A 25,352-nucleotide genomic window follows, 5' to 3' on the forward strand; every position below is an offset into this window, starting at 1 on the left:
TCGGCGTCATCAGGAGCGGCTTATGTCGCTCCAAATAACACTTTACTGATGGGCTGAGATAGTTACCTATACCTAATCAGGATATTTTATGCATCACTCCAGCAATGCTTTCAGTTCGTTCCAAAAGAAAAATGAACTCAATAGCAAAACTAGGCATGCGCCGGTCAATGCGCCCAGCACTCGCGTTGCGGTATAAAAATGCCGCCAGGTATTGCTCTGGATGCGTTTATAGCTGCCGGTTCTGGATGCATACCATACCGCAGCGATATAAGCCCCCATTCCATCATCGGCGTCGCCAAAGGCAATGACGTTTTTCTCTGGCAAAGCATCGCGATAATGCTCGTGCAGATGATCGTAAACCAATCTTGCGCAAATCATATACAACAGTGAGCCCGCAAATGACCCTAAAATCAGCGTTGGAAATATGTATTGATTAAAAAAATCCACAGAGAATCCGCCTATTTTTTGATGTGTCTTTGATCAATCGCCCAGCCGCACGAAGCACATCAATTCGTGATACCTAATTTCTAAAGAAGCAACATTGAGTGCCGATACCTTATTCATGAAAATTGATTGAATGGGTGATGATAATGGCATTGCATATCGCTAATTATTCTGATGATTTAAGCTCGGCGATTAAAGAATATCTTCAGACCGCTAATGCAGTACTCAAACGTGTTGATCATTTACTCACACCCAATCACATTCATCCAACTGCGCAGCCTGAGAAAGCATACAAATCTTGATTTGCGCACATAACGCCGTCATTGATTACCACTGCCGCTCAAGCCCTTATTTCCTTGAATCAACCTCCGGCTTGCGCAACCTCTTCCCCTTCAACGCTGGTGACTGAGCGCAATACTGTAAACGCTGGCGGCAGTTTTGATCGCGTCGTGGCGTACGCCTTCCTGACGCAGATCGGCAATTCGCGAACGAATGACTTCAACGCCCTGCGCTGCCAGTTGGGCAAAGTCGTTGACGACAGGTTCGGCGTCTTCGGCGTGGTAGCGCGCCAGATAGTCAGGCGGAATGGCTTCGTCGTTGACGATGATTTTGCCGACCTGCGCGATGCCATGATCGAGTATCGCCTGCAAATGCGCGCTGGCGCTCATACCATCGGTTTCACCGTGCTCGGTCATGATATTGCAGATGTAGACTTTATCGGCGCGGGTATTGGCGTTGATCGCCGCCGCCACTTCGCCGACCAGCAGATTGGGCAGTACGCTGGTATACAGGCTACCGGGGCCGAAAACGATGACATCAGCATCACGAATCGCGGCAACGGCCTGGGGTTCGGCTTTGACGGGCTGATCGTAAAAAACGCGGCACACTTTGGCGTCATAAGTGGCAATTTGCGATTCGCCACAGACCTGTTGCCCGTTTTCCAGCTCGGCATGCAAGACCGCCGCTTCGGGGCTGACGGGCAAAACCCGTCCCTTGATCCGCAAAATTTCGCCCAGATGCTCGACCGCTTTGACAAAATCGCCATCGGAAATCGTAAACAGCGCCGTCAGCAAGAGATTACCCATCGAGTGGCCGTCCAGCGCATGCGAGCCGTTGGCCGACTGAAATCGAAAGCCCAGCAGTTGGCGGAAAATATCTTCGGTTTCCGATAGCGCAATCAGCACATTGCGAATATCGCCCGGCGGCGGAATCTGCCAGTCACGCTGCAAGCGGCCGGACGAGCCACCATCGTCGGCAACGGTCACAATCGCGGTGATTTGAACCGGGAAATGTTTCAGTCCGCGCAGCAATGAAGCCAGCCCTGTCCCGCCACCAATGGCAACCACTTTTGGATAAGTCACAAAACCTCACATGGGTATATCTATGCAGCCATTTAATATCAATGCCTTTAGATATATACCCTTAAATAATTCCTGATTAGGCTGCTTTAGAAAACGCAAAATATGGGCACTGTCGGTGCGACTTCAGTCGCGAATGACGATGGCTATCGCAGCTAGACGCAGTGCACCTAAACGCGGCTCCTGCGAGAACCCTATGAACCAAACCGGCTTCACACGCCCTGCCCGCCCACATCATACCCGGATCGCCTCGTCCGGCTATCCGGTGCTTACCGGATGCAGAACATCGCACAACACGAGCAACAGTTCAATGTAATTTTGCCAACCCTGTGCCGTTTCCATCGCTCAGCATCGCGCTGCCCGACAAAGCGGTATAATCGCGTCATGCTAATGATTATTCGACCCCTGCAAGATCAGGATCTGACTGCCTGCCGTGAAACCATTATTGACGCGATTGAAAACAGCGATCCGCTGGATCATGGCGATCAGAGCGAATTTGTGGCCAGTTGGAGCGAGGCTGCACTAGCCCTTTTGACCGAGCCTGAAGCGGCTCATGCCATTACCATCGTTTGCCAGGTCGGCAATGAAATCGCCGGGTTGGCACAATTGAACCGCGACGGTGAAATCAAGCTGTTTTACGTCAAAGCCAGCTGGCAACGCCGCAGCATAGGCCGAGCCTTGCTGGCCGAGCTGGCGCTCAACGCACAGTGCCTGGGCATTGAGTGTTTGCAGATTTACAGCAGTAATACGTCAAGACTGTTTTTCCTCGCGCATGGTTTTCGCGCCAAGTTCACCGATTTTAGCGAGTGGCTCACCACTGATCTGTCCCACTGGAAACTCACCTATGAACACACCATCACCCACTAAGCTGCTCACCGACGATCAGCTCGAATTTCTCGACAGTTTCCTGATGTCGCCGCGTACGCCGCCGGAAACGATGGACATTGAAATGCTCGACGGTTTTCTGGTCGCGCTGGCGATTGGCCCCGAAGAAGTGCCGGAAGAAGAATGGCTGCCTGCCATTTTTGCCGGTACGCCGCCCGAATTTGACGATCACGCTGAGGCCGACGAAATCTTCGGCCTGATTCGCCAGCACGCAGCCAGCATTAAAGCGGCGTTTTCGGTGAATCGCCGTGACAATCCGGGTGAAAATCCGCTGTATGTGCCGGTGATTTTGTCCGATGAAGATCAGGATGAAAAATGGCAGGAAACCTCGGGTGTTTACTGGGCTTCGGGCTTCTACGCAGGGATCGAAGCGCGCGCGCAAAAATGGGACGCGCTGCTAGAAGCCAATGATGAGCTCGACAGTTCGGTAGGGAAAATTCTGGCGCTGGCCGCCTCGGAAGGCGATGAAGCCGACCAGTCTCCTGGCGATGAAACAGCAGCCGAGGCCGATGCATTACTCACCATTAAAGAACGCCAGGATCGCGTTGCCGAATTGCCGTGGCATATCGAAGATGTGATGTATTACGTGCTCGAAGAAAAATTCGGCAAGGTCGAACAAGTTGTTCGCGAAGAGCCGAAAATCGGTCGCAATGACCCTTGCCATTGCGGTTCGGGCAAAAAATACAAAAAGTGTCACGGCGCCTGATCGGTGATTGACTTGATGTCCGACCTCAAAGCCTGGCTCGCCTTGCTCAAACCCGCCGGAAACTCGTTTGCCCGTCCGCGCATGCTGCTCGGCGCGCTGGCATTCGGTTTACCGATGGGCTGGCTGATTGCACATCATCAGCTGCAGGCCGCCGGTTTTGCCGGTTTTGGCATTATTGTCAGCCTGTTTATGGATATTGGCGCGACCCGCAAGCTCAGGCTGGAAAGCATGCTGATCGGCAATACGCTGATCTTGCTCGCGGCGAGCCTGAGCCTGGCCTTGAACGAGCACTGGCTGCTGTGGTTTGCAGGCATCGTGCTGATTGTCAGTCTGGCGGGCAGTCACCTGGCTGGCGGTTTTGCGCTGGATTTGAAACTGCGGATGATGGGCGGTGCCTATCTGATTGGTTATCCGGGTAGCCAGATCAGCAGCGCCATTTTGCCAATGTATCTGCTCGGCGCGCTACTGACTATTGCAATCAGCGCTGCTTTTGCCCCCCGGTCGAATAATCCGGTCGCGCTGCCCGAACCGCCCCACTGGCGCAGCGACTGGCTCCGGATTCGGCAAGGACAAAGAGCCGGGCTGACTTTCGGCATTTTTCTGGCGCTGGCTTGCGGATTCAGTTTGCTCGTTGCAGAGACGCTCAAATTGTATGCGCCCTATATCGCTGCGATTACCACACTGATGGTTTTCCGCCCCGAACCCAACCGAACGACATCGACGATCTGGTTAAGGGTGGCTGGCGTATTGCTTGCCTCCGTGTTGGCCTGGTTTCTGATTTTTCCGGTCAACTCGAGCTGGATCTTGTTGGCGCTGGCGATTGTTTCGGGCTCGCTATTTCCGGTCGCCTTTGCCAACGGCCTGCTCTATGTCGCCGCACTGGTAACTTTTATCGTCTATATCATTCTGGCGCTGATGGGCTTGCACGGTCACGCAGCCCAGCTCACCGCCGAAGCCAGGCTGATTGAAACGCTGCTAGGCGCAATGGTCGCAGCCTTGTTTGCCACGATTTATCAACATTTAACGGCTCAATCAGAGCCACCACTTCGCTGAGAATTGCCATGTATCGCCTTGTTATCCAAGCCCCGCACATCGAAACCCAACATCTGAAACAGCTCGCCCGCCTGTCCGGCGCGCACAGCATCGAAACCGTGCATCAGCATTCCCAACACGCTTTCAAGCTGCACGGTGCTGAAATCGAAAACGACGAAGCCGTTGCTGATTTTTGCGAGTCGAACCAGCTCGATTATGCGTTTATCCCCGAAGATATCGGCGTTCGTGACATTGGCCTGATCGTGATGGACATGGATTCAACGCTGATCACGATCGAATGCATCGACGAAATCGCCGATATGTTTGGCATCAAACCGCAAGTCGCCGAAATTACCGCCGCCGCGATGCGTGGCGAGCTCGATTTCAACGAAAGCCTGACGCGCCGTGTCGCGCTGTTGGCGGGCTTGGACGAGACGGCGCTGAACCGCGTTTACGAAGAACGCCTGCAACTGATGCCCGGCGCCGAAACCATGCTGGCCGGATTTAAACAGGCCGGTGCCAAATCGCTGCTGATTTCCGGCGGCTTTACATTCTTCACCGAAAAACTCAAAACCAGGCTCGGCCTCGATTATGCGATTGCGAATGTATTGGAGGTTGAAAACGGCAAACTGACCGGCCGCGTCGTCGGCGATATTGTTAATGCCGAACGTAAACGCAATGAGCTGATTGCGCATCGTGAAATGCTGGGCTTAAGCGGTAATCAGGTCGTCGCAATGGGCGATGGTGCGAACGATCTGCCTATGCTGCATGCCGCCGGATTCGGCGTCGCCTTGCACGCCAAGCCAAAAGTTCAGGCCGAAGCGCCGTATGTGATCAACACCGTGGGTATGGAAGGTGTGTTGAATTACTTCTGCTAAGCCTCATTTCGGAGCGGGCTCGCCCGCTCCTGCAAATAGCATGTTTTAAGGCGTTTCTGAAGAAAAGGCATGATCAGTAAAAAGGATGCCCCATGTTGATCAAGTTCTGCCGTGCAATCACGCTCGTTGTGTTGTCTGGTGTGTGCTTGGCCGCTGAATTTGCGACGCCCGGCGGTGCCGAGCCGGGCAATATTGCGGCGATCAATCATCTCTTGCGGCAAAATCCGTACGATATGGAGCTGCTGATCAGTTTTGGGACTTCCAAAGGTGGTTCGGCCGGTCATCTGGCGCTGGCGATTCGTCAGGCTGCTGCAACAGACGACACTGTCTATTCGGCCAATTTTTATGCCGATCACGCTGCTGAACATCAGGATCAGCGTTATGTCGATGACTTGATGATCAGTATTCCCAAAATGGAATACCTGTTTAAAACCACTTCGTCGCTGGGTGACAAGGCATCGTTCGGGCTCGATTTTGGCGAGGTGTATAAACGCTCGGTGATTGGCATCCGCATTTATGGTGTGCCTGAAACTGAAAAACAGGCGCTCGCCGCCTATTTTTCCCGCATCAATGCCGACTTTCAGCGCAAGGCGAGCGATACCGAATATCAGCGCGGCGAAGTCAAATATGGCTATATGGATTTGAATTGCGCCAAAACCATAGGCAGCGCTTTCAAATACGGCGCAGGCTACGAAAAACTTGCGATCAGCAGCCCAAGAAAGCTGGGGACTAAAGTCAATGCGGCGCTGAACGCCAATTTACCGACCGAAATGGCGCTCAAACTGATCAAACAATGGCAGCAACGCGGCTATCGTCTCGACACTGTGCTTTACCAGAAATTTGCTGCCTCAAACTACGTCGACCCGCTGGAAGAAGAACTGATCGCTTTTAAAGACCTGCCTAATCGCTTCCCATCGGTGCTGTCGCTCGACTTTGCCAAAAGTCAGGACAGCTATCGTGATTACGATAATCTTTACGCGATGCACCTGCTGTCTAATTTAGGCAAATACCGCATCACGGTCGACGGAACAGAACAGCAACTGGAGCTCATTCAAACCGGCGAGCCGTTGCCTTTTGATCTGGCGAGCAAAAAAGCCAAGCAAAGCGCCAAGGCGAGCAGTCATAAATTCAGGAATATTTTTGCAGATTAGGCTCTGTTGACGTTTTAAGGCGTAGAAACCTGCCTGCGCACCGCTTCGCGAGCAAGCCCGCGCCTACGAATATCAAACGCATACTGCCGATCAACGATCATTGCTCAATAAACAGGCCGTGTTCGAGCAGGCGTCCCTGTGGGTGGGGATGAAAATAAGTCCAAGCGTTCACTATCTGCCCACCCGAGGTCACAACTTCGATCAGTTCGCGGCAATAGTCGTCGGGGTGCTGCTCAAGCAAATCGACTTGCACCAGATCATCGTTATCAATCAGGTACAACTCGCCTTGCACCTGATACAAGATGGGCGTCTTGGCCAGAAACGGATATTCGATGGTATACAGCGCAAACGCCTGCTGTGTCTTGGCTTCATCAATATACCTGGCAGTTTTAAGGTAATGATGATTGCTAAAACCACGCTTTAATGTGCCATAGACAAACAAATATTCGCCATTGCGCTGGCTAAGTTTCATGGCTTGGCTTCCACCTCAAGCCCCGGCACATCGATCACATCACTATCGGTGCATTTTTTGGCTTGGCACAGTTTGATTTTCCAGCTTGCCGGGCGTGTTGCCGGTACGCCTTGCCAGCTGCCACACCAGATCCCGTTGCCACAATCGACTTTGATTTTCTGGCTAAACAACACTTCGCGGCTCGTCGAATCGATTAACAGCCAGCGATCCGGCACAATGCCGGGCTCGGTCGTTTTCCAGCTCAGCAAAATCTGACTAGGTAATATATCGCCACCCAGATCGACGTCTTCAGGCGTGTACACGGCCAGCTGGGGCTTGGCTGGTGATAAATCGGGTCCGAGCATCGCATCGATTTTCAGGGTGTCCGAGCTGCTGCATTTGAGTGCGCTGCACAAGCGAACTGAAATCTGGTGCTCGCCATTGGGCAGCGGCACTTCGACCTGACCTGCCTGGCTGGTTTCGGTCGCTTCGCTAAATTTATCCGAACGGTGAATGACTTTGCCGTGATTGAGCACTTCCCAGTGCGTACCGGTTTGCCCCCACCACAGGTTCCACGCCACCGTGACTTTGCCATCAGTGGTGACTTGTGGAATCCACGCCAGCGCTGGCGCTCCCGGAGTTTGCGTTCCAACCGTATCGCCGTTTTCCGCATTGTCATTACCAGCGTCGACCCAGAGACTCGCACGGGCTTCGGTGCAAACGGGTGATTCAAGCGTGCCATTACAAAGGCGGATGGCAAACTGGTGCTCGCCCGGTTTGATTTTGGCAATCTGGAATACACCGCTTTGCACCGACTGCTGCTGGTTTTCAACGCCGACATTTTCAATTTCGGCGCCATCAGACTGCGTACTGGTCGAGACGACGCCGACTGCAGCATCCTTGATGCGGCGGGAAAAATCGCTACCGCGATAACGCAGCTGCTCGTTATCCCAGACTTCCCACCAGAGCGCGCTAGTACCAAACCAGATATCCCACGCCACAGTCAGCGGCCCGACCTGCATCCGGCTAGGTAAAGGATCAAGTACCGGTAGCATCGGCGCTTCAGTGGCTTGCGCGCCGATGTCATCGCCGCTATTGGCCACGTATTCGGGCGCTTTGATTTCAGGCGCATTGCCAACAGGGGCCGCCGGTGCTGGCAGCTGTTCGCATTCGAGTACGCCCAGAATTTCGGTGGGCTGACACGCCAGTTGCTCGCGGCTCGCCGCCTCAGAGGCTGAAAGCAACAGCCCGGCCTGAACATTCATCGATAGCAGCAGTACACAGCAGAACAAAATTCGCATCCGGAAAACCCTTACGCTGGTTCGCAATAATCTAACTGTAACTGCAATATCCGTTCGCCGCGAAATTCATTGACGCTGATTTTATACACGGCATGAATATCACGGGGTATAGGCTCAGACCAGTTAAATCGCATTGCCTCCAGCAAGATACCCTCTTTGTTTGCTAATTTCAGTTTGCTGTGTTTTTCGCCCACAATCCGCTGCTCGACGACACGGAATTGCCCGCTAAACAGCGGCGCTGGAAAGCCCTGCCCCCAGACCTGCTTGTCGAGCAATTCGGCGGTGGCGATCTGCAAATCGCGGCTGGGTAATTCGCCGTCGGTTTCGATGATGCGAGTGAGCTGCGTTTCATCGAGCAATTCACGACAAACCGCTTCAAAAGCCGCTTCAAACGCGGCAAAGTCCTTGCGCAGCAAAGTCAACCCCGCCGCCATCGCGTGACCGCCGAATTTTTTGATCAGATTCGGATGGCGCTTGGACACCAGATCGAGCGCATCGCGCAAATGCAGGCTCGGAATCGAACGACCCGAGCCTTTGATTTCGTCGTCATCGCTACCCCTTCCATTGCTGCCGTCGGCAAAGACCAAAGTCGGGCGGTGGAACTGATCTTTGACGCGCGAAGCGACAATCCCGACCACGCCCTGATGCCAGTCGGCCTGATAGAGGCTGATGCTGTAGCGATCAGCCACGTCGACATTGATTAACGCGCGTTCGGCCTCTTCGCGCATACCTTGCTCGATTTCACGGCGTGAGCGATTGAGCTGATCGAGCTCTTTCGCCTGCGGCAAAGCCACTTCTTCGCTGGTGGCGAGCAGCGTATTGATACCAAAACTCATATCGTCGAGCCGACCCGCGGCGTTCAAACGCGGTCCGAGCGTAAAACCCAGATCGAAGCAGCTGGCGCGGCCATAAAAACGCCCCGCAGCAGTAAACAGCGCCATAATGCCGGGGCAAGCGCGGCCGGCGCGCATCCGTTTCAGACCTTGCTCGACCAGAATGCGGTTATTCGCGTCGAGTTTGACGACATCGGCGACGGTGCCGAGTGCGACAATATCGAGCCATTGCGCCAGATTGGGTTCGGTTTTTTCCGCAAACGCGCCCCGTTCACGCAGTGCTGCACGCAATGCCATCAGCACATAAAACATCACGCCAACACCGGCCAGATTCTTGCTCGGAAACGGGCAATCGCCCTGATTCGGGTTGACAATCAGCGCATCGGGTAGCGTGTCGGCGGGCAGGTGGTGATCGGTAATCAGCACTTCGATGCCATGCGCTTTGGCCGCCTCAACACCGGCGTGGCTGGCGATGCCGTTATCGACGGTGATAATGATGTCGGGCGATTTGCTGCGCGCCAGCTCGACGATTTCGGGCGTTAAGCCATAGCCGTATTCAAAACGATTCGGCACGATAAAATCTACTTTAGCCCGACTGTTTACAGAAAACGCGGCCAAGCCTTTCATCGCCAGCGTCGTCGCCGTCGCGCCATCAGCGTCATAATCGCCAACAATCAACAGGCGCTTGCCTTGTTCAATCGCATCGGCGAGCCGTGCGCCCATTTCAGGCGCATTTTTTAGTAACGTAAATGGCAGCAAATGCTTGAGTTCATGCTCCAGCTCTAGCGGATTCTGAATTCCACGCGCTGCATATAGCCGGGCCTGTAAAGGGTTGAAACCGGCGGCCAGCAGGTTTTTTTCCAGCGTGGCTGGAACGGCGCGGGTTTTAATCAGCGACATGCGGCTCTCCTGACTTCTTCGAATGAATTGGCAAAGCATCACGTCGCCAGAAACGCCACAGATTGGATTTTTTTACGACGCGCTGTTCGTTAATGTCGGTGAATGTCAGTGTCAAACTGCTCAGCTTGCCCGACTGCAAAGCCGCCAGTGCAGGTGCAAACCAGTGTTTTTCCCAGCGCAACCAGGTCTGCTGCCAGTCATAGCCCGCGCCATAAATGGCGTGCAGTTCAAGCTCATCCAGAATAACGACCGCATCGGTATGACTTAATTCGTCAAACTGTGTCGGATAATCACGCTGACCCGACATCGCTTGCACCAGCGCATCACGACCAAAAATGGCGCGCTGTGGTGTGGGCGGTTGTGGAAACGGATATTCGCCACCGCCCCATAGCCAGACACTGTTAATCAAGGGCAGGCCTGCCGCATCACGCCTGTCGTTGACCGGATGAGCATAGAGCAACATCTGCATTTCATTTTGCAAGGCGTTAAATTTCAGCGCACCTTCGCCTGTCGGCAGAACGTCGTTCAAATTTCGCCCCAGCGCCTGTTTGATCGGCGTAAAAGTCAGCGTCGGCGCCGCGGGAAAGCGCACCAGCCAGCGATCAGCTTGCGGCGCAATAAACCGATAGCCATCGGGCTGATACAGGCGATTGAGCGCGGCGATCAGCTCATCGGCTTCGGATTGTGTGATATTCAGAAACGGTTCGCCGATGGGGGTGAGATGGTCGCGATCTACGCGCAAGCTGACCGGATCGGCACACAGCCAAAAACCGGAGTCAATATCTTCGCCCGCACCGTCCAGCGCAGCCAATCGTTGCGGCGCATGCTGCAGCTGTGAGAGGCCAAATAGCTGAGCCAGATAATTGTCAAAGCCATGCCCCGTCAATGATGGCGCCAATGAGGTATTGCGGGCTTGGCGAGCTATACGCGCTTTGCCATACAGGCGCGCCAGAGCAGGTAGTTCCAGACCCTGCCAGACTGCGCTGCGGCTATTGGCATCGGGCCACAGGCTGGCGGGAATAATCAGTTCGAGTTGGTTTGCTGTTTTCATTCCGCAATTCTACACGGGGGCAGACAAACTTAAGCATCCACACGGCGCAAAAATCAGTTTTGCTATCCCGTACAGAGCGCTACAATCTGCGGCCATTCTTCGAGGTCGATTTCATGCTGTGGTTTCGCAATTTACAAATCTATCGTCTCTCTGCCGACCATGCGCTTAGCGCCACAAGTATTGCTGGCGAGCTGTCCAAGCGCCCTTTTGTTCCGTGTGGCAGCATGGATATGGATTCGCACGGCTGGGTCGCGCCGGCGCGGCATGAGCCTGACAGCATGGCGCTCGAGCGCCAGAATGCCGTGCTCGTCGCGCTCAAAAGCGAAGAAAAAGTGCTGCCTGCTGCGGTGATCAAGGATGAACTCGATTATCGTGTCCAGCAGATCGAAGCTGCCGAGTCGCGCAAAGTCGGCCGCAAGGAACAACGCGAGCTGAAAGACCGCATCGTTGAAGAGCTGACGCCACGCGCCTTTACCCGCTCCCGCGTACAGCGCGCCTTGCTCGATCTGGAAAACGGCATGGTGATTGTCGATGCAGCGAGCGCGGCCAAGGCCGAGTTTTTGCTCTCGACGCTACGCGAAACCTTGGGCAGTTTGCCGACACGACTGATCGACACCGAAATCAGCCCTGCCGCCGCGATGACAGACTGGCTCAATACTGAAACGCCGAATGCATTCTCGCTGGGTCAGGATGCCGAGCTTAAAGTCCCGGGCGACGAAGGTTCGATTGCACGCTTTAAACGTCAGGTAATGGATTGCGACGAAGTCCGTCAGCATCTGGATGCGGGCAAAATCGCGACGCGATTGAGTCTGGCTTTTGGCGAGCGGCTGACTTTTACACTGACCGAAGCGCTGGAAATCAAATCGCTGGCGATGCTCGACGTACTCAAAGACGAGCTTAAAGACATGGACGCAGAAACGCAGGATGCCTTGTTTGAATCGCAATTTGCGCTGCTGGTCGGCGAATTACGCGGTTTTATTCCGGCACTGCTCGATGCGCTGGGCGGAGAAAGCCAGCGCAACTAATACCCATGCCCCGTATCAACACAAAGGCCAATTCAAAATTGGCCTTTATTTATATACCCTACTCGATGGCCGGTTGCGGGCCAATGGCCTCGGCCAATTCTCTGGCCTCTTCGCACTCGCCACAAAGACCTTGCAGGATTTCCAGCTGCTCACGTGCTTTTTCGAGCTGATTGGCCTGCAAATAAGCCTCGCCCAGATATTCATGCGCTCCCAGATGCTTGGGGTTGATTTGCAAAGCGCGTTCGTAATGGGGAAAAGCCTCATCCAGCCGTCCGGATTTCCGCGCAACATAGCCTGACCAGTTCCAGACATCGGCGTTTTCGGCGTCATGTTGGCGCAGTTTTGCCAGTTGTTCTTCGGCACTGAGCCATTGCTCAGTCTTGATCATTCCTTCAACTTGTTTGAGTCGCTGCACTGACGAAGTATCAGTCTGATTGCCACCACTGCTACCGCCTCCGCCCGCCGCCATGGCCACAGAGCAAAACAGCAAGCATATCCACGCTATAAATTTCATCTGACACCTCCTCGCGTATGGATCACCGACTCATTAAGTCTAAGCGGATAGATCAATACTTCTGGCCATTTCATGGCAAATTGCAGCTCAGCGGCAGAATCACTCTAGGTATTTTTTTCCGCCATAACCCGACAAACCCATCAGCAAACGCACGACACCAAAACACAGCCAGACCAGCGCTCGCAAGCCCAGGCTGGCTTGTTGCAGGTGCTGCGGCAAGACCCCGCGGGCATCCTCTTGCAGATGTTGCTGCACATCACTGCGCAGTTGCCGGGCAAAGACAGGATCATGAATAAACAGGTTGGCTTCACGCGCCAGCAGCAGGCTAAAAGGGTCAATATTGCTTGATCCGACGGTCGCCCATTCAGCGTCAAAAATGGCAACTTTGGCGTGCATGAATCCGGCGCGGTACTGGAAAATCTCAACACCGGCTTTCAGCAAGGGGCGGTAAAAAGCCCAGCTTGCATATTGCAGCAGCGCGTGATCGCGTTCGTCCTGTAATAGCAACACGACATTGACGCCGCGCTGCGCCGCCTGCAGCAGTGCTTGCCGCATCCGGTAACCGGGTAAAAAATAGGCGTTGGCGATAATGATTTCAGATTTGGCGGCGCGTATTTGCTGCAAATAGGCGCGCTCGATGGCATTCCTATTACGGGTATTGTCACGAACAACAAGCTGGGAAAGTACGTCATCGATATACGATGGAGGGGTATTCAGGTGTAGCCGCTGCGTCCAGCCGTGTTTCAATTGCGACCACGCACTATGCCGCCACTCCCGTGTCAACGTGGCGCGAATATCGTTGACGACCGGACCTATGCATTGCACCGCATAGTCGTAACGCGGCGGCAAACCGTCTCCGTCAAAGTCGCTCAGGATATTAATCCCGCCGACAAAAGCCACTTTGCCGTCAAAACACGCCAATTTGCGATGCATGCGCCGCAGACGGGCGCGGTTCAAGGAAAAGCGTTTCACTTCAGGCCGGAAAAACAGCAAGCGGACTCCGGCGACCAGCAGTGCTTGTTTGAGCGTTTCAGGAAAATCATACGAGCCAAAACCGTCGAGCAGAACCGAAACGCGCACCCCGCGTTGCGCAGCTTGTATCAAGGCACTCGCGACAGCTTGACCGACTTCATCGGCGCGAAAAATATAGCTTTCGAGGTGGATTTCAATCTGCGCGGCTTTAATTTGCGTGAGCAAAGCGGGGAAATATTCGGCACCGTTGCGCAAAAGCGTGACCTGATTATGTCGTTTCAGCGCGAATTTCATGACTGATCAGCGCTCGGGTGATCGAGCATCGTCAAAAGCGGCGCATGATCGGATAAAGATCGCCACGGTGCTCCCGTCAATACTTCGGCGTGAACGATATCAAAGCCACGGACATAAATCCGATCCAGCGTCAGTAAAGGCATACGGACCGGGAAGCTGCGCGCTGGCGCGCCATGCAGGGTTTCAAAAGCTTCGTTCATTCCCAATTGCTGCGACAACATCACGCTCAGCTCACCACGCCAATCATTAAAATCGCCAGCCAGAACCAGCGGCGCTTCGGCGGGAATATGCTGAGCGACATAGTTAATCAGCCGCTGAATCTGTTTGCGCCTATCGCCGCCGCGTAAATTCAGGTGGACACAAAGCGTGTGCAGCTCTCTGTTTGCAACCTTGATTTGACAGTGCAATGCGCCGCGTTGCTCGAAACGGTGCAAGGTCAGATCCAGATTGTGCCAGTGCAAGATCGGAAAGCGCGATAGCAAGGCATTGCCGTGATGCCCGAGCTGATAATGTGCGTTTTTGCCATACGCGCTATGCAGCAAATCGCCTGCCAGATATTCGTGCTGCGCGTTTTGCCAAGTCTCGAAGCGATGCGAGTGTTCCAGATGAACGCCCTGCACTTCCTGCAGAAAAACCAGATCGGGGGCCAGCTGGTTGAGCGCCTGACGGACATCATGCAAAACCAGCCGCCGGTTCAGCGGCGACAAGCCTTTATGAATATTGTACGAAGCCAGCACCAATCGGCGGTCTGACTTGTGGCTTGGTTTCATTGGCGAAGTTTCATTAACTTGAAGTCAGTGGCTTGGACAGCGTTCAGGCAATTGGCGTAGCGCTTCGGCATTCGATGGCGAAAAAACCATCTCAATGGCCTGCCGCCAGTTAACCCATTTATAGCGCTGATGTTCTCTGGCGGCGATCTCGATTTCGCACACTTGCGCCAGCTCGACGCTAAACACATGCTCGGTATTGTGCGTCACCCCCGGCGCATAGCGGTGCCGCCAGATTTCGAAAATCTCAAAATCCTGGCTTTGCTGCCAGTCACGGATTTGTTCGAGTTCGACGCGAATCCCGGTTTCTTCCATCAGCTCGCGTCTGGCCGTTTCAATCAGCGCCTCGTCATTTTCGCGACTGCCGGTCACCGACTGCCAGGCGTTGCCAAATTCATTGCGCTCGAGCAAGAGCACATCAAGCTCGGGTGTATGAATAATCAGCAGGATCGAAACGGGCTGTTTATAAGGCATCTGGATTTTTTCTGCGTCAAGGTGAGCTGGCATTATACAATTGGCAATCCTTTCTTGCCTTGCCCACGCTTATGTTTGATGTCGCAGCGATCAAGTCGCAGTTTCCGCTGTTTGCCCACTACCCCGAGCTGGTTTATCTGGACAATGCGGCGACGACGCAAAAACCGCTCTCGGTACTCGACGCCGAGCGGCATTATTACGAATACGCCAACGCCAATGTGCATCGCGGCGCGCACCGGCTTGCCGTCGCGGCGACCGATGCCTTCGAAGGCGCACGCAGCACCGTCGCGCGCTTTATCAATGCCAGCAGCAGCGATGAAATCATTTTCACTCGCGGCACCACCGAAGCGATCAACCTGATTGCCAATACTTTCGGTCTGGGTTTGCGCGCGGGCGATGAAATCATTGTTTCAACGCTCGAACACCACGCCAATATCGTACCGTGGCAAATGCTCGCGCAGCGCAACGGCGTGATCGTCAAACAATTGAACATCACCGCGGATGGTGAAATTGATCTGGCTCATTTGCAGCAATTATTGGCTTCGCCACGCGCAAAACTGCTGGCAATCAGCCATGCGTCCAATGCAATCGGCAGTATCCAGGACATCAAAATGATGTGCGACTTGTCACATCAGCATGATTGCAAAGTAATCGTCGACGGCGCGCAAGCGATTGCACACCTGAGCGTTGACGTTCAGCAGCTGGGCTGCGATTTTTATGTTTTTTCCGGCCACAAGGCTTATGGCCCAACCGGAGTCGGCGTGGCCTACATCCGGGACGATATTTTGCGCGAGCTGCCAGCCTGGCAAGGCGGTGGCGAAATGATTAATGTCGTTTCGTTCGCCGGAACGACTTACGCGCAAGCACCGCAAAGACTCGAAGCCGGAACGCCGGCGATTGCGCAAGCCATCGGTCTGGCCGCGGCGCTCGACTGGCTGGCATCGCTGGATCGCCATGCTGCGCTCGAACATGAAACTGCTTTGCACCGCCAGCTTGAAACCGGTTTGCGCCAGATCGACGGCGTGATCATTCACGGCAGTGCGCGGCATAAAGTGAGCTTGGCTTCACTGAGTTTTCGCGATGCCCATCCCTATGATGTCGCGCAGTTTCTTGATGATAGGGGTATTGCCGTGCGAGTAGGACACCACTGTGCTCAACCCTTAATACATACCCTGGGTATCTCTGGCACGCTGCGCGCTTCGCTCGCCGTTTACAATACGGCAGACGATGTCGCGCAGTTTCTGGTGGCGCTGGCTGAAACTCTGGATTTATTGCAATGAGCCCATCGATAAGTAACCCAAAAATTTTCCAGCAAGACAGCGAAGCCGAAGACAGTACCAGTAGTACGGCAAGGCGAGATAACGATGCTGGGACATTTTTGCCTGCCTGCATAGCCGATCCGCGTTTCGATCATCCATTCGGCCGGGACATCACGCTGGATCAACTGGCTCAGCAGCTAGATCATGCCAGCAGCTGGGAAGCCAAAAACCGCCTATTGGTTCAGCTTTCCCGCCAATTGCCGGACTGGACCGACGAGCAAAAAAGTAGCCAGAATAAAGTGGCAGGCTGCGAAAGCCAGGCCTGGCTTGCGTTAACGGAATTTGGTGATGAACTACACATCGCCGCCGACAGCGATTCGCGCATTGTCAAAGGGCTGCTCGCGCTGGTTCTGACTGCATTCAACCGACAAAGCGCGGCGCAAATCAGCCAGTTTGATTTTGAAGCCTGGCTCAACGCGCGTGGCATGCAGCGTTTTCTGTCTGCCAGTCGCGGTAATGGTTTGCGTGCGATTGTGAAAACCATTCGTGACCACGCAAGCAAAATACCCATGTAGTGTATTTGAATGCAAACAAAATAATAGCTGACCTGCAAACATATACCCCAAAAAGCACAACGGATAAGCAGTTAGATGAGCCCAGCCCTTCCCTGTTTTCATTGCGGCAGCGACTGCAGCGATCCACCTGAATTTACGATTTCCTATCGCAAAATGCAGCAGGCGCTCTGCTGCGCCGGTTGCAAAGCGGTCGCCGAAACGATTCTCGATAGCGGACTGGAGAGTTATTACGCGCAACGCACGGCAAGTGCCAGCCGCACCGAACCCTTGCCTCAGGAAATTCGTGAACAATTGCAGCTCTACGATGATAGCCTGCTGCAAAATGATTTTGTCCAGCTGATCGCTGACGATGGCGATATCCGCGAAGCGGCGCTGATTCTGGAAGGCATCAGCTGTGCGGCGTGCATCTGGCTTAATGAGCAGCATCTGGCCAGACTGCCCGGGGTGATTTCGGCCAGCATCAATTACAGCACTTACCGCGCGCGGATTCGCTGGAATAATAATCAGGTCAAACTCTCGACGATTTTGCAGCATATCGCTGCAATCGGTTATCGCGCCCATCCTTATGATCATGAGCGCGATGAAGCGCAGTGGCAGCAACAAAGAAAATCGGCCTTGCTGCGGCTGTGGGTTGCCGGTTTGTCGATGATGCAGGTCATGATGTTTGTCGTGCCGATGTATCTGGCTCCGGAAGGTGAAATCGAAGCGGTCTGGCTGAAAATGATGCATTGGAGCAGCGCCTTGCTGACGCTGCCGGTGGTATTGTTTTCGTGCTGGCCGTTTTATCAAAATAGCTGGCGCGAACTGCGGCACGGTCGTGCAGCAATGGATTTGCCCGTCAGTATTGGCGTCATCGCTGCATTTGGCGCAAGCCTGTATTCGCTGATCACCGGGCATGGCGAAATCTATTTCGACTCGGTGTCGATGTTTGTTTTCCTGCTGCTCGGCGGGCGCTATCTGGAACTCAAAGCACGGCGTCGTGCTGGCGCAGCGGCCGAAATGCTGGTCAAGCTGGTTCCCGCTTTTGCGCATCGTGTCAGTCACGATCAAAGCATCCATGAAATTGCGGTTCATCATTTACAGGCTGGCGACCATGTGCTGATCAAAGCCGGTGAAACCATTCCGGTTGACGGTTTTGTCATCGACGGACTCAGTGAAGTTAGTGAAGCCATGCTGAGCGGTGAAAGCCATCCAATTGCCAAATCGTCGGGCTCCGAAGTCATCGCTGGCAGTCAGAATCTGATTTCGCCATTAACCGTTGAAGTGCGTGCCGTCGGCAACCAGACCCGGCTCGGCAGCATGGTGCGCTTGCTTGACCAATCGCTGCAGCAAAAACCACATCTGGCGCAGCTGGCCGACCGGATTGCTGGCGGTTTTGTCGTCGGTTTGCTGCTCGTTGCGGCTGCGTGTTACTGGTACTGGTCAGTCAACGACGCCATCCACGCACTGCCCTATACCGTCGCCGTGCTGGTGATTTCCTGTCCCTGCGCCTTGTCGCTGGCAACACCCGCGGCTCTGACCGCAGTCACAGGACATCTGGCTCAACTCGGTATTTTGCTGACCCGGGCAAACTGCTTGGAAAATCTGGCTAATATCACCGATATCGTTTTCGATAAAACCGGTACGCTAACTTTTGGCGAGCCGTGTCTGGTCAAAACCATTGCGCTGGTCGGTGCCGCGAATGAGGCATTGCAGATTGCCATCGCGCTGGAAAGCCGGTCAGAGCATCCGATTGCCCGGGCATTTCAGCAGCAAGCCCAGATTGACACTCCTGCAGTCAGCGAATTCATAAATTTTCCCGGCGGTGGTGTCGCCGGCAAAATCAATGACGAATCGTATTGGCTAGGCTCAAGCAGCTTTATCACTCAGCAACTGGGCTTTCACGAACCCGACTTGACCCAGCACGAGGCCGGTACGCTGATTTATCTGGCCAACAGCACCGCCATCATGGCCGCTTTCATCCTCGCCGATCAGATTCGGCCGGAAGCGGGCCAAGTCATTGCGGCGCTTCAGGCTAGTCGTTATACGGTGCATTTACTGTCGGGAGATCAACTTCCCATCGTCAATCACGTTGCAAGCGAGCTGGGAATTACCCGGGTGCGTGCGTCAGCAAACCCGGAAAGTAAAGTGGCCTATATTCAGGCTCTGCAAAGCAAAGGTCATCGCGTGCTGATGCTGGGTGATGGCGTCAACGATGCGCCGGTACTGGCACTGGCCAATGTATCGATTGCAATGGGTGCCGGTGTGGATATCGCGCAGGCTGCTGGTGATATGGTGCTACTGAACAATCAGTTAAGCAGCCTGCCTCAAGCCTTGTTGCTGGCAAAAAAATGTCGAAAAATCATTCAGGAAAACCTGCTCTGGGCTCTGGGCTACAATCTGGTGGCCTTACCGATTGCGGTTATGGGCTGGATTACGCCCTGGCTGGCCAGCCTTGGCATGGCAGTGAGCTCCTTGCTGGTTGTTTTGAATGCCTTGCGACTGATTGCGCCGTCTTTAATTAAAAAGAGTTGAATAAAATCAATGGAAAGTCTTTATTTGCTCATTCCGCTTTCGGTATTGATCAGTGTCGGGATCGGCCTGGTTTTTTGGTGGTTTATCCGCAGCGGACAGAGTGACGATCTGGAAGGGCCGGGCTGGAGTATCTTGCATGATGATGACTCAGGATCGCCAAACACTCCGGACAAGAGTCGCACAATGGAAAAAAACCCTGACTGAGTGCCAGCAACAAGGTAAAATCGCGGCCAAATTGTCGGCAAGGCCATTTGATGTTAATCAAACGCAGAGCAATTGTGTCTGTGTATAGTCAGGTTGGCACTTTTGTACCTGTTTGGAGGTAATCCTTCAGACAAAAATTGCATTTGGCTTTTGTTTGAAAGCTAAATTGTAATTATTTCTTTTTAAAAATAATTTTAATTTTAATTCCAAGCAGTTGGAGATCAATCGGAGCGCTGTAATGGAAAACCAAGCCACATACAATTACAAAGTGGTGCGGCAATTTGCCATCATGACGGTCGTCTGGGGCATTGTCGGCATGCTGGTTGGCGTAATTTGCGCCGCCCAAATGTACTGGCCAGAATTGAATATCGGGCCTTACTTTCACTTTGGTCGTTTACGTCCACTTCACACCAATGCAGTTATTTTTGCTTTTGGCGGCTGTGGTCTGTTTGCCACTTCATACTATGTCGTACAGCGTACCTGTAATGTGCGTCTGATCAGCGACAAGCTGGCCGCCTTTACTTTCTGGGGCTGGCAGCTGGTCATCGTTCTGGCCGCAATTACTTTGCCTCTGGGCTATACCAGCGGCAAAGAATATGCCGAACTGGAGTGGCCTATCGACATTCTGATTACTGTGGTTTGGGTGGCTTATGCCGTCGTTTTCTTTGGCACGATCGCGATCCGCAAAGTTAAACACATCTATGTAGCCAACTGGTTCTACGGTGCCTTTATTCTGGCCGTTGCCCTGTTGCATCTGGTCAATAGCGCTGCCATGCCTGTCAGCGGCATGAAGTCATACTCGGCGTATTCAGGTGCTGTCGATGCGATGGTGCAATGGTGGTACGGTCACAATGCAGTGGGCTTCTTCCTGACCGCTGCCTTCCTGGGCATGATGTATTACTTCATTCCCAAGCAAGCAGGCCGTCCGGTTTATTCGTATCGCCTGTCTGTCGTTCACTTCTGGGCCCTGATTTTCACTTATATGTGGGCTGGTCCTCACCACCTGCATTACACCGCACTGCCAGACTGGACTCAGTCACTCGGCATGGTTTTCTCGCTGATTCTGCTGGCTCCGAGCTGGGGCGGCATGATTAACGGCATCATGACGCTGTCTGGTGCGTGGCACAAACTGCGGACTGACCCGATCCTGAAATTCATGGTAACCGCGCTGTCGTTCTACGGCATGTCAACATTCGAAGGCCCGATGATGGCGATCAAGTCGGTCAACGCCTTGAGCCATTACACTGACTGGACTGTAGGTCACGTTCACTCGGGTGCGCTGGGCTGGGTTGCGATGATTACCATTGGTTCAATTTACTATCTGATCCCGCGTCTGTTCGGTCGTGAACAAATGTGGTCGGTGAAACTGATTGAAGTTCACTTCTGGATCGCGACATTGGGCGTCGTGCTGTATATCGCTTCAATGTGGATTTCCGGTGTAACGCAAGGTTTGATGTGGCGTGCAATCAATACCGATGGCACTTTGACTTATGCCTTCATTGATGCAGTCAAAGCTTCATATCCGTACTATTTCATCCGTTTCCTGGGTGGTCTGATGTACCTGTCAGGCATGGTTTTGATGTTGTACAACGTACTGCGTACTGTATTTGACGGCAAAGCCGTTGATGCCAAAATCCCAGCCGTTGCTGCACACGCCTGATTAGGAAAGGAATAAAAATGAATAAAATTCAGAAACTGATCGAGGAAAACGTCGCGGCTTTGATCATCATGACACTGCTGACGGTCAGTGTTGCGATGTTCGTAGAGATTTTGCCGCTGATGTTCAGCAAGACAGTCACTCAACCTATCGCTGGTGTTAAACCTTACAGCGCGCTGCGCCTGGAAGGTCGCGACATTTATATCCGCGAAGGTTGCTACAACTGTCACTCGCAAATGATCCGCCCTTTCCGTTCGGAAACTGAGCGCTACGGTCACTACTCTGTGGCTGGCGAATCGGTTTACGACCACCCGTTTCAGTGGGGTTCAAAGCGTACAGGGCCTGATCTGGCGCGTGTTGGCCAGCGCTACTCGGATGAATGGCATCGCGCTCATTTGATGAACCCGCGTGATGTGGTGCCAGAGTCAAATATGCCTGCTTTCCCATGGCTTGCCAGCAGCACGATTGACGCTGCGATGACGCCGAAAAAATTGGAAGCATTGCGTAAACTGGGCGTGCCTTATACCGATGCAGATATTGCGAATGCAAGTAAAGAAGTGGAAGGCAAAACTGAGATGGAAGCAGTCATTGCCTACTTGCAAGGTCTGGGCCTAGCACTGAAAAATAAAAGGTAAGCACGATGGATCTGCAGAACGACGCTCGTGTCATGGTGACGGTAATCGGTTTTATTTTGTTTATTGCCATCTGCCTTTGGGCTTTTAGCAAAAACAGCAAAAATCACTTTGATGAAGCCGCGCAACAGCCGTTCCTCGACGACGATCTACCGCCGTCGGGCAAGCAGTCCAAATCGGCTAACGGAGAATAGAGAATGACAGACTTTACTAGCAGTTTCTGGGGCTACTTCATTGCTGCAATTGCAATTTTGGGCATTGTCTTCTGTGCGTATGTTTTACTCACACAAATGAAGGTCAAGCTTAAAAAGGGCGAAAAAGCACAAGTTACTGGCCACGTCTGGGATGGTGATCTGGAAGAGTACAACAATCCACTGCCAGGCTGGTGGGTTGGGATGTTTGTCCTGACCATCGTCTTTGCTGTTGGCTATCTCGCCCTGTATCCGGGTCTGGTGGTTTTTGGTAATGCCAAAGGCTGGACTCAGGAAGGTCAGCACCAGGAAGAAGTCGCCAAAGCCGATGCAAAATACCAGGCTTTATATGACAAATATCTGGCCATGCCGGTAACCGCTGTTGCGCAGGACAAAGAAGCCAATGAAATGGGCAAACGCTTGTTCCAGACTTACTGCGTACAGTGCCACGGCTCGGATGCACGTGGCGCCAAGGGTTTTCCAAACCTGACCGACCATGACTGGCTGTATGGTGGCTCACCAGAGAAAATTCAGCAGACTATCGCCACTGGTCGCAAAGGCCAGATGCCGGCATTTGGTGCCGCTTTTGGTGAAGAGAAAGTCCGTGACGTCGCAAATTACGTTTTGAAAATCTCTGGCAACCCGGCCTTTAACGAGGTGCGTGCCTCACGCGGGGCAGAAACGTTCAAACAGGTTTGTGTGGCATGTCATGGTGCAGAAGGTAAAGGCAGTCAGACTATCGGCGCACCTAATCTGACCGATAAAACCTGGCTCTATGGCGGTTCTGAAGCCACCATCGTTGAAACAGTCACCAACGGCCGTATCAATCAGATGCCAGCCTGGAAAGAGTTTCTGGGCGATGGCAAGGTTCACCTGCTGTCTGCTTATGTCTACGGCTTAAGCCAAGACAAAAAGTAAGAAATCGCAGTTTTAATAAACGGGCAGGAATTTCCTGCCCGTTTTACATTGATTCAATTTGGATATAGAACCTTGATTTAACGGATTGCCGTTTAATGAATGTTTTACGGGAGTGCAGAATGAGCCAAAAACTCAAAGATATTCCAGTCAATGTGGTCAACGTCAAAGACGATGGCGAGCTTGAAGAAATCACGTTGTACGCGGCACACAAAAAAATATACCCGCGCTGGATCAATGGCTTCTGGAATAAATGGCGAATCTTTTTTGTGATTGCCACGCAGCTCTTTTTTTATGCCATGCCCTGGATCGAGATTAACGAAAGACAGGCCTTGCTGTTCGATCTGGTCGAGCGCAAGTTTTATATTTTTGGTCTGATTTTTCTGCCGCAAGATTTTATTTATCTGACCGCCCTGCTACTGCTGTCAGCCTTTGGCCTGTTTGCCTGGACGACGATAGGCGGACGGCTTTGGTGCGGATACGCCTGCCCTCAAACTGTTTACACCGAGATTTTTCTCTGGATAGAAAAATGGGTTGAGGGTGATCGCGCCGCGCGTATCAAACTCGATCACGCCCCGCTCAGTACACGCAAACTTCGGCTAAAAGCAATCAAACACAGCCTCTGGATCATTTTTTCGCTCTGGACCGGCTTTACTTTTGTTGGTTATTTCACGCCCATTCAGACGCTATGGCAGGAAATGCTGACGATAACGCTGACAGTCAACGAATCGTTCTGGATTCTGTTTTACGGATTTGCAACGTATGGCAATGCCGGCTGGTTGCGCGAGCAGGTCTGCAAATACATGTGCCCTTATGCCCGCTTTCAAAGTGCCATGTTTGATGCGGATACTCTGATCATCAGTTACGATCAGGAACGCGGTGAAAGCCGTGGCGCTCGCAAAAAAGGCTCGGATTACAAGGCGGCCGGATTGGGTGACTGCATTGATTGCACGATGTGTGTCCAGGTGTGCCCGGTTGGCATTGATATCCGTGAAGGTCTGCAATATGAATGTATTGGCTGCGCGGCCTGCATTGATGCTTGCGATGAAATCATGGACAAAATGCAATATCCGCGCGGACTGATCCGTTACACCACCGAAAATGCGCTCGAACACAAATATCCAGAGCGCGATATCGCCAAGCAGCTCAAACGACCACGCGTCGTGATGTACGCGCTGTTGCTTGCCATTATTCTGGGTGTGAGCGCTTATTCCTTAGTCCATCGTCAACCGATCAAAGTGAATATCCAGCGTGATCGCGTGGCGCTGGTGCGCGAAGTAGAAGACGGCTGGCTAGAAAATACATATTTGGTGCAAATCCAGAATGCCAGTGAAAAAGCGCATACCTATGTCATCAGTGCCGAAGGACTGCCTTCGATCAAAGTGGTTGCCGAAGGCTCTGGTCAGTACCAGCTGGAACCTACTGCAACAACGGATGTCTCAATCCGACTGCAAGTTGCTCCCGAACACGCCAAAGCGGGCAGCCATGAAATTTATTTCACGGTCAAAGCACTGGATGACGAATCGATTTTCAGCCGTGAAAAAGCGACCTTTATTGGACAAAACTAATTGGAAATAAACGTGAATAAACCCTGGTACAAGCACGCGCATGTCTGGCTGCTGATTTTGTTTCCCGCGCTCGCCATCGTCGGTGGCATCAACATGATTTATCTGGTCAATACCAATCAGGACGGACTGGTGAGCGATAGTTATTACAAGGACGGGCAAAAAATTAACGAGAGACTGGCATTGGATCGACATGCCAATGCGATAGGTATTCACGCACAAGTTTTACTGGGAGAAAATCAGCAAAATCTTCGAATTATGCTCAATCAAAATATCCAGGGTGAATTACGTCTCAAACTATCTCACCCGACACGGGTTGGCATTGATCAGCAAATCAAGCTCAAGGCTATCTCGCCAATGATGTATGAAGGGGTATTACCGCAACGTCTCGCGCTGGAGCGCTGGCAAATTGAATTAACCGATGAGAAATCAAGCTGGCGTCTGGTTAAAGAATGGCAGGTATTGCCCGATGAGCCAGTCCAGATAAGCCCTTTAAAGTAATACCCAGCAGAAAACAGCCCAGTATAGACTGGGCTGTTTTTCGATCAGGCTTTCACATCCACATTCTGCCCCAAATGCGCCGGATTGTTGCTCGGCACAGCCGGCAAGGCTTCAAGCAGGGTCATCGCTCCCTGAGCCTGAATATCCATTGATTTGCGCAGCATCATGATTGACGCAAGCCCCTGTACACTGCCATCAGTGGCATTGCTAGCCGCACTGACCATACTCGCATCCATAAACTCCTCCCCTTCGCCGCAAAAAAACATCGCCCGTGCAACAAGCATAAATTGAAGCCACAAATCA

At 52.9% G+C, this 25,352-nt stretch carries 28 protein-coding genes; 17 read left to right on the forward strand and 11 right to left on the reverse strand.

Annotated elements, in window-relative coordinates; genetic code table 11:
* Positions 1 to 93 precede the first annotated feature (93 nt).
* A complete protein-coding gene (locus ACG2XO_RS12695; RefSeq protein WP_410498357.1) occupies positions 94 to 378 on the reverse strand; it encodes a hypothetical protein in 285 nt (94 codons plus the stop codon).
* A 212-nt stretch (positions 379 to 590) separates the two neighbouring features.
* On the opposite strand from ACG2XO_RS12695, the gene ACG2XO_RS12700 reads away from it, so the two are divergent.
* Positions 591 to 746, forward strand: coding sequence for a hypothetical protein (locus ACG2XO_RS12700; protein ID WP_410498358.1), 156 nt, complete (start codon positions 591 to 593; stop codon positions 744 to 746).
* 90 nt (positions 747 to 836) lie between these two features.
* On the opposite strand, the gene ACG2XO_RS12705 is transcribed toward ACG2XO_RS12700, so the two are convergent.
* Positions 837 to 1,805, reverse strand: coding sequence for a gluconeogenesis factor YvcK family protein (locus tag ACG2XO_RS12705; protein WP_410498359.1), 969 nt, complete (start codon positions 1,803 to 1,805; stop codon positions 837 to 839).
* Between the two features lie 387 nt (positions 1,806 to 2,192).
* On the opposite strand from ACG2XO_RS12705, the gene ACG2XO_RS12710 reads away from it, so the two are divergent.
* The 5 genes from ACG2XO_RS12710 to ACG2XO_RS12730 all read left to right on the forward strand — a co-directional run bounded on the left by ACG2XO_RS12710 (position 2,193) and on the right by ACG2XO_RS12730 (position 6,454).
* Positions 2,193 to 2,669, forward strand: coding sequence for a GNAT family N-acetyltransferase (locus ACG2XO_RS12710; RefSeq protein WP_410498360.1), 477 nt, complete (start codon positions 2,193 to 2,195; stop codon positions 2,667 to 2,669).
* Positions 2,647 to 3,393, forward strand: a complete 747-nt coding sequence (locus ACG2XO_RS12715) for a UPF0149 family protein (RefSeq protein ID WP_410498361.1) — start codon at positions 2,647 to 2,649, stop codon at positions 3,391 to 3,393. The genes ACG2XO_RS12710 and ACG2XO_RS12715 overlap by 23 nt, the downstream gene beginning before the upstream one ends.
* 15 nt (positions 3,394 to 3,408) lie before the next feature.
* Complete coding sequence (locus tag ACG2XO_RS12720; protein WP_410498362.1) at positions 3,409 to 4,446, forward strand: FUSC family protein; 1,038 nt, start codon at positions 3,409 to 3,411, stop codon at positions 4,444 to 4,446.
* 8 nt (positions 4,447 to 4,454) lie between these two features.
* On the forward strand, positions 4,455 to 5,303 hold the full coding sequence (gene serB / locus ACG2XO_RS12725; protein WP_410498363.1) for a phosphoserine phosphatase SerB: 849 nt from the start codon (positions 4,455 to 4,457) through the stop codon (positions 5,301 to 5,303).
* Positions 5,304 to 5,395: 92 nt separating this feature from the next.
* A complete protein-coding gene (locus ACG2XO_RS12730; RefSeq protein ID WP_410498364.1) occupies positions 5,396 to 6,454 on the forward strand; it encodes a hypothetical protein in 1,059 nt (352 codons plus the stop codon).
* Between the two features lie 97 nt (positions 6,455 to 6,551).
* On the opposite strand, the gene ACG2XO_RS12735 is transcribed toward ACG2XO_RS12730, so the two are convergent.
* Genes ACG2XO_RS12735 through ACG2XO_RS12750 form a run of 4 tightly spaced genes read right to left on the reverse strand, consistent with a single transcriptional unit; the run spans position 6,552 to position 10,990 of the window.
* Positions 6,552 to 6,926: a gamma-glutamylcyclotransferase gene (locus ACG2XO_RS12735; protein ID WP_410498365.1), complete on the reverse strand. Its 375-nt coding sequence runs from the start codon at positions 6,924 to 6,926 to the stop codon at positions 6,552 to 6,554.
* The gene (locus tag ACG2XO_RS12740) at positions 6,923 to 8,206 is read right to left on the reverse strand and encodes a chitinase N-terminal domain-containing protein (protein ID WP_410498366.1); all 1,284 of its coding nucleotides are present in this window, start codon (positions 8,204 to 8,206) and stop codon (positions 6,923 to 6,925) included. The genes ACG2XO_RS12735 and ACG2XO_RS12740 overlap by 4 nt, the downstream gene beginning before the upstream one ends.
* A gap of 11 nt (positions 8,207 to 8,217) precedes the next feature.
* Positions 8,218 to 9,939 carry a single-stranded-DNA-specific exonuclease RecJ gene (gene recJ / locus ACG2XO_RS12745; RefSeq protein ID WP_410498367.1) on the reverse strand — a complete coding sequence of 574 codons (1,722 nt, stop codon included), beginning with the start codon at positions 9,937 to 9,939 and terminating at the stop codon, positions 8,218 to 8,220.
* A complete protein-coding gene (locus ACG2XO_RS12750; RefSeq protein ID WP_410498368.1) occupies positions 9,926 to 10,990 on the reverse strand; it encodes a hypothetical protein in 1,065 nt (354 codons plus the stop codon). Before ACG2XO_RS12750 ends, recJ begins: the two co-directional genes overlap by 14 nt.
* Before the next feature lie 113 nt (positions 10,991 to 11,103).
* On the opposite strand from ACG2XO_RS12750, the gene ACG2XO_RS12755 reads away from it, so the two are divergent.
* Positions 11,104 to 12,015 (forward strand): recombination-associated protein RdgC, encoded by a 912-nt coding sequence (locus ACG2XO_RS12755; protein ID WP_410498369.1) that lies wholly within the window; start codon positions 11,104 to 11,106, stop codon positions 12,013 to 12,015.
* A 58-nt stretch (positions 12,016 to 12,073) separates the two neighbouring features.
* On the opposite strand, the gene ACG2XO_RS12760 is transcribed toward ACG2XO_RS12755, so the two are convergent.
* The 4 genes from ACG2XO_RS12760 to nudB form a co-directional block, all read right to left on the reverse strand.
* Positions 12,074 to 12,529 carry a tetratricopeptide repeat protein gene (locus ACG2XO_RS12760; RefSeq protein WP_410498370.1) on the reverse strand — a complete coding sequence of 152 codons (456 nt, stop codon included), beginning with the start codon at positions 12,527 to 12,529 and terminating at the stop codon, positions 12,074 to 12,076.
* Between the two features lie 99 nt (positions 12,530 to 12,628).
* Positions 12,629 to 13,795, reverse strand: coding sequence for a cardiolipin synthase ClsB (gene clsB, locus ACG2XO_RS12765; RefSeq protein WP_410498371.1), 1,167 nt, complete (start codon positions 13,793 to 13,795; stop codon positions 12,629 to 12,631).
* On the reverse strand, positions 13,792 to 14,565 hold the full coding sequence (locus tag ACG2XO_RS12770; protein ID WP_410498372.1) for an endonuclease/exonuclease/phosphatase family protein: 774 nt from the start codon (positions 14,563 to 14,565) through the stop codon (positions 13,792 to 13,794). The genes clsB and ACG2XO_RS12770 overlap by 4 nt, the downstream gene beginning before the upstream one ends.
* Positions 14,566 to 14,589: 24 nt before the next feature.
* A complete protein-coding gene (nudB, locus tag ACG2XO_RS12775) occupies positions 14,590 to 15,036 on the reverse strand; it encodes a dihydroneopterin triphosphate diphosphatase (protein WP_410498373.1) in 447 nt (148 codons plus the stop codon).
* A gap of 71 nt (positions 15,037 to 15,107) precedes the next feature.
* Between nudB and ACG2XO_RS12780 the strand changes: the two genes are divergently transcribed.
* The 10 genes from ACG2XO_RS12780 to ACG2XO_RS12825 all read left to right on the forward strand — a co-directional run bounded on the left by ACG2XO_RS12780 (position 15,108) and on the right by ACG2XO_RS12825 (position 25,049).
* On the forward strand, positions 15,108 to 16,316 hold the full coding sequence (locus tag ACG2XO_RS12780; protein ID WP_410498374.1) for an aminotransferase class V-fold PLP-dependent enzyme: 1,209 nt from the start codon (positions 15,108 to 15,110) through the stop codon (positions 16,314 to 16,316).
* Positions 16,313 to 16,870, forward strand: a complete 558-nt coding sequence (locus tag ACG2XO_RS12785) for a SufE family protein (protein WP_410498375.1) — start codon at positions 16,313 to 16,315, stop codon at positions 16,868 to 16,870. The genes ACG2XO_RS12780 and ACG2XO_RS12785 overlap by 4 nt, the downstream gene beginning before the upstream one ends.
* 75 nt (positions 16,871 to 16,945) lie before the next feature.
* Positions 16,946 to 19,384 carry a heavy metal translocating P-type ATPase gene (locus ACG2XO_RS12790; RefSeq protein ID WP_410498376.1) on the forward strand — a complete coding sequence of 813 codons (2,439 nt, stop codon included), beginning with the start codon at positions 16,946 to 16,948 and terminating at the stop codon, positions 19,382 to 19,384.
* 9 nt (positions 19,385 to 19,393) lie between these two features.
* The gene (ccoS, locus tag ACG2XO_RS12795; RefSeq protein WP_410498377.1) at positions 19,394 to 19,588 is read left to right on the forward strand and encodes a cbb3-type cytochrome oxidase assembly protein CcoS; all 195 of its coding nucleotides are present in this window, start codon (positions 19,394 to 19,396) and stop codon (positions 19,586 to 19,588) included.
* A 238-nt stretch (positions 19,589 to 19,826) separates the two neighbouring features.
* Complete coding sequence (gene ccoN, locus ACG2XO_RS12800) at positions 19,827 to 21,248, forward strand: cytochrome-c oxidase, cbb3-type subunit I (protein WP_410498378.1); 1,422 nt, start codon at positions 19,827 to 19,829, stop codon at positions 21,246 to 21,248.
* Between the two features lie 17 nt (positions 21,249 to 21,265).
* Positions 21,266 to 21,880, forward strand: a complete 615-nt coding sequence (gene ccoO / locus ACG2XO_RS12805; RefSeq protein WP_410498379.1) for a cytochrome-c oxidase, cbb3-type subunit II — start codon at positions 21,266 to 21,268, stop codon at positions 21,878 to 21,880.
* A gap of 5 nt (positions 21,881 to 21,885) precedes the next feature.
* Positions 21,886 to 22,071, forward strand: a complete 186-nt coding sequence (locus ACG2XO_RS12810; RefSeq protein WP_410498380.1) for a cbb3-type cytochrome oxidase subunit 3 — start codon at positions 21,886 to 21,888, stop codon at positions 22,069 to 22,071.
* A gap of 3 nt (positions 22,072 to 22,074) precedes the next feature.
* Positions 22,075 to 22,986, forward strand: coding sequence for a cytochrome-c oxidase, cbb3-type subunit III (ccoP, locus tag ACG2XO_RS12815; protein WP_410498381.1), 912 nt, complete (start codon positions 22,075 to 22,077; stop codon positions 22,984 to 22,986).
* A gap of 119 nt (positions 22,987 to 23,105) precedes the next feature.
* Positions 23,106 to 24,551 (forward strand): cytochrome c oxidase accessory protein CcoG, encoded by a 1,446-nt coding sequence (gene ccoG / locus ACG2XO_RS12820; RefSeq protein WP_410498382.1) that lies wholly within the window; start codon positions 23,106 to 23,108, stop codon positions 24,549 to 24,551.
* 12 nt (positions 24,552 to 24,563) lie between these two features.
* A complete protein-coding gene (locus ACG2XO_RS12825; protein WP_410498383.1) occupies positions 24,564 to 25,049 on the forward strand; it encodes a FixH family protein in 486 nt (161 codons plus the stop codon).
* Between the two features lie 44 nt (positions 25,050 to 25,093).
* Here the strand turns inward: ACG2XO_RS12825 and ACG2XO_RS12830 are convergent, their stop codons facing one another.
* Complete coding sequence (locus ACG2XO_RS12830; protein ID WP_410498384.1) at positions 25,094 to 25,333, reverse strand: YjfB family protein; 240 nt, start codon at positions 25,331 to 25,333, stop codon at positions 25,094 to 25,096.
* Between the last annotated feature and the right edge of the window lie 19 nt (positions 25,334 to 25,352).

Source organism: Chitinibacter sp. S2-10, from assembly GCF_046530675.1.
In the GTDB taxonomy this organism is placed as follows: Bacteria; Pseudomonadota; Gammaproteobacteria; order Burkholderiales; family Chitinibacteraceae; genus Chitinibacter.

Coding starts and splice junctions, on each gene's coding strand:
- ACG2XO_RS12695 (WP_410498357.1), bottom strand. CDS start 378: ATGATTTGCGCAAGATTGGTTTACGATCATCTGCACGAGCATTATCGC.
- ACG2XO_RS12700 (WP_410498358.1), top strand. CDS start 591: ATGGCATTGCATATCGCTAATTATTCTGATGATTTAAGCTCGGCGATT.
- ACG2XO_RS12710 (WP_410498360.1), top strand. CDS start 2,193: ATGATTATTCGACCCCTGCAAGATCAGGATCTGACTGCCTGCCGTGAA.
- ACG2XO_RS12715 (WP_410498361.1), top strand. CDS start 2,647: ATGAACACACCATCACCCACTAAGCTGCTCACCGACGATCAGCTCGAA.
- ACG2XO_RS12720 (WP_410498362.1), top strand. CDS start 3,409: ATGTCCGACCTCAAAGCCTGGCTCGCCTTGCTCAAACCCGCCGGAAAC.
- serB (WP_410498363.1), top strand. CDS start 4,455: ATGTATCGCCTTGTTATCCAAGCCCCGCACATCGAAACCCAACATCTG.
- ACG2XO_RS12730 (WP_410498364.1), top strand. CDS start 5,396: ATGTTGATCAAGTTCTGCCGTGCAATCACGCTCGTTGTGTTGTCTGGT.
- ACG2XO_RS12735 (WP_410498365.1), bottom strand. CDS start 6,926: ATGAAACTTAGCCAGCGCAATGGCGAATATTTGTTTGTCTATGGCACA.
- ACG2XO_RS12740 (WP_410498366.1), bottom strand. CDS start 8,206: ATGCGAATTTTGTTCTGCTGTGTACTGCTGCTATCGATGAATGTTCAG.
- recJ (WP_410498367.1), bottom strand. CDS start 9,939: ATGTCGCTGATTAAAACCCGCGCCGTTCCAGCCACGCTGGAAAAAAAC.
- ACG2XO_RS12750 (WP_410498368.1), bottom strand. CDS start 10,990: ATGAAAACAGCAAACCAACTCGAACTGATTATTCCCGCCAGCCTGTGG.
- ACG2XO_RS12755 (WP_410498369.1), top strand. CDS start 11,104: ATGCTGTGGTTTCGCAATTTACAAATCTATCGTCTCTCTGCCGACCAT.
- ACG2XO_RS12760 (WP_410498370.1), bottom strand. CDS start 12,529: ATGAAATTTATAGCGTGGATATGCTTGCTGTTTTGCTCTGTGGCCATG.
- clsB (WP_410498371.1), bottom strand. CDS start 13,795: ATGAAATTCGCGCTGAAACGACATAATCAGGTCACGCTTTTGCGCAAC.
- ACG2XO_RS12770 (WP_410498372.1), bottom strand. CDS start 14,565: ATGAAACCAAGCCACAAGTCAGACCGCCGATTGGTGCTGGCTTCGTAC.
- nudB (WP_410498373.1), bottom strand. CDS start 15,036: ATGCCTTATAAACAGCCCGTTTCGATCCTGCTGATTATTCATACACCC.
- ACG2XO_RS12780 (WP_410498374.1), top strand. CDS start 15,108: ATGTTTGATGTCGCAGCGATCAAGTCGCAGTTTCCGCTGTTTGCCCAC.
- ACG2XO_RS12785 (WP_410498375.1), top strand. CDS start 16,313: ATGAGCCCATCGATAAGTAACCCAAAAATTTTCCAGCAAGACAGCGAA.
- ACG2XO_RS12790 (WP_410498376.1), top strand. CDS start 16,946: ATGAGCCCAGCCCTTCCCTGTTTTCATTGCGGCAGCGACTGCAGCGAT.
- ccoS (WP_410498377.1), top strand. CDS start 19,394: ATGGAAAGTCTTTATTTGCTCATTCCGCTTTCGGTATTGATCAGTGTC.
- ccoN (WP_410498378.1), top strand. CDS start 19,827: ATGGAAAACCAAGCCACATACAATTACAAAGTGGTGCGGCAATTTGCC.
- ccoO (WP_410498379.1), top strand. CDS start 21,266: ATGAATAAAATTCAGAAACTGATCGAGGAAAACGTCGCGGCTTTGATC.
- ACG2XO_RS12810 (WP_410498380.1), top strand. CDS start 21,886: ATGGATCTGCAGAACGACGCTCGTGTCATGGTGACGGTAATCGGTTTT.
- ccoP (WP_410498381.1), top strand. CDS start 22,075: ATGACAGACTTTACTAGCAGTTTCTGGGGCTACTTCATTGCTGCAATT.
- ccoG (WP_410498382.1), top strand. CDS start 23,106: ATGAGCCAAAAACTCAAAGATATTCCAGTCAATGTGGTCAACGTCAAA.
- ACG2XO_RS12830 (WP_410498384.1), bottom strand. CDS start 25,333: ATGCTTGTTGCACGGGCGATGTTTTTTTGCGGCGAAGGGGAGGAGTTT.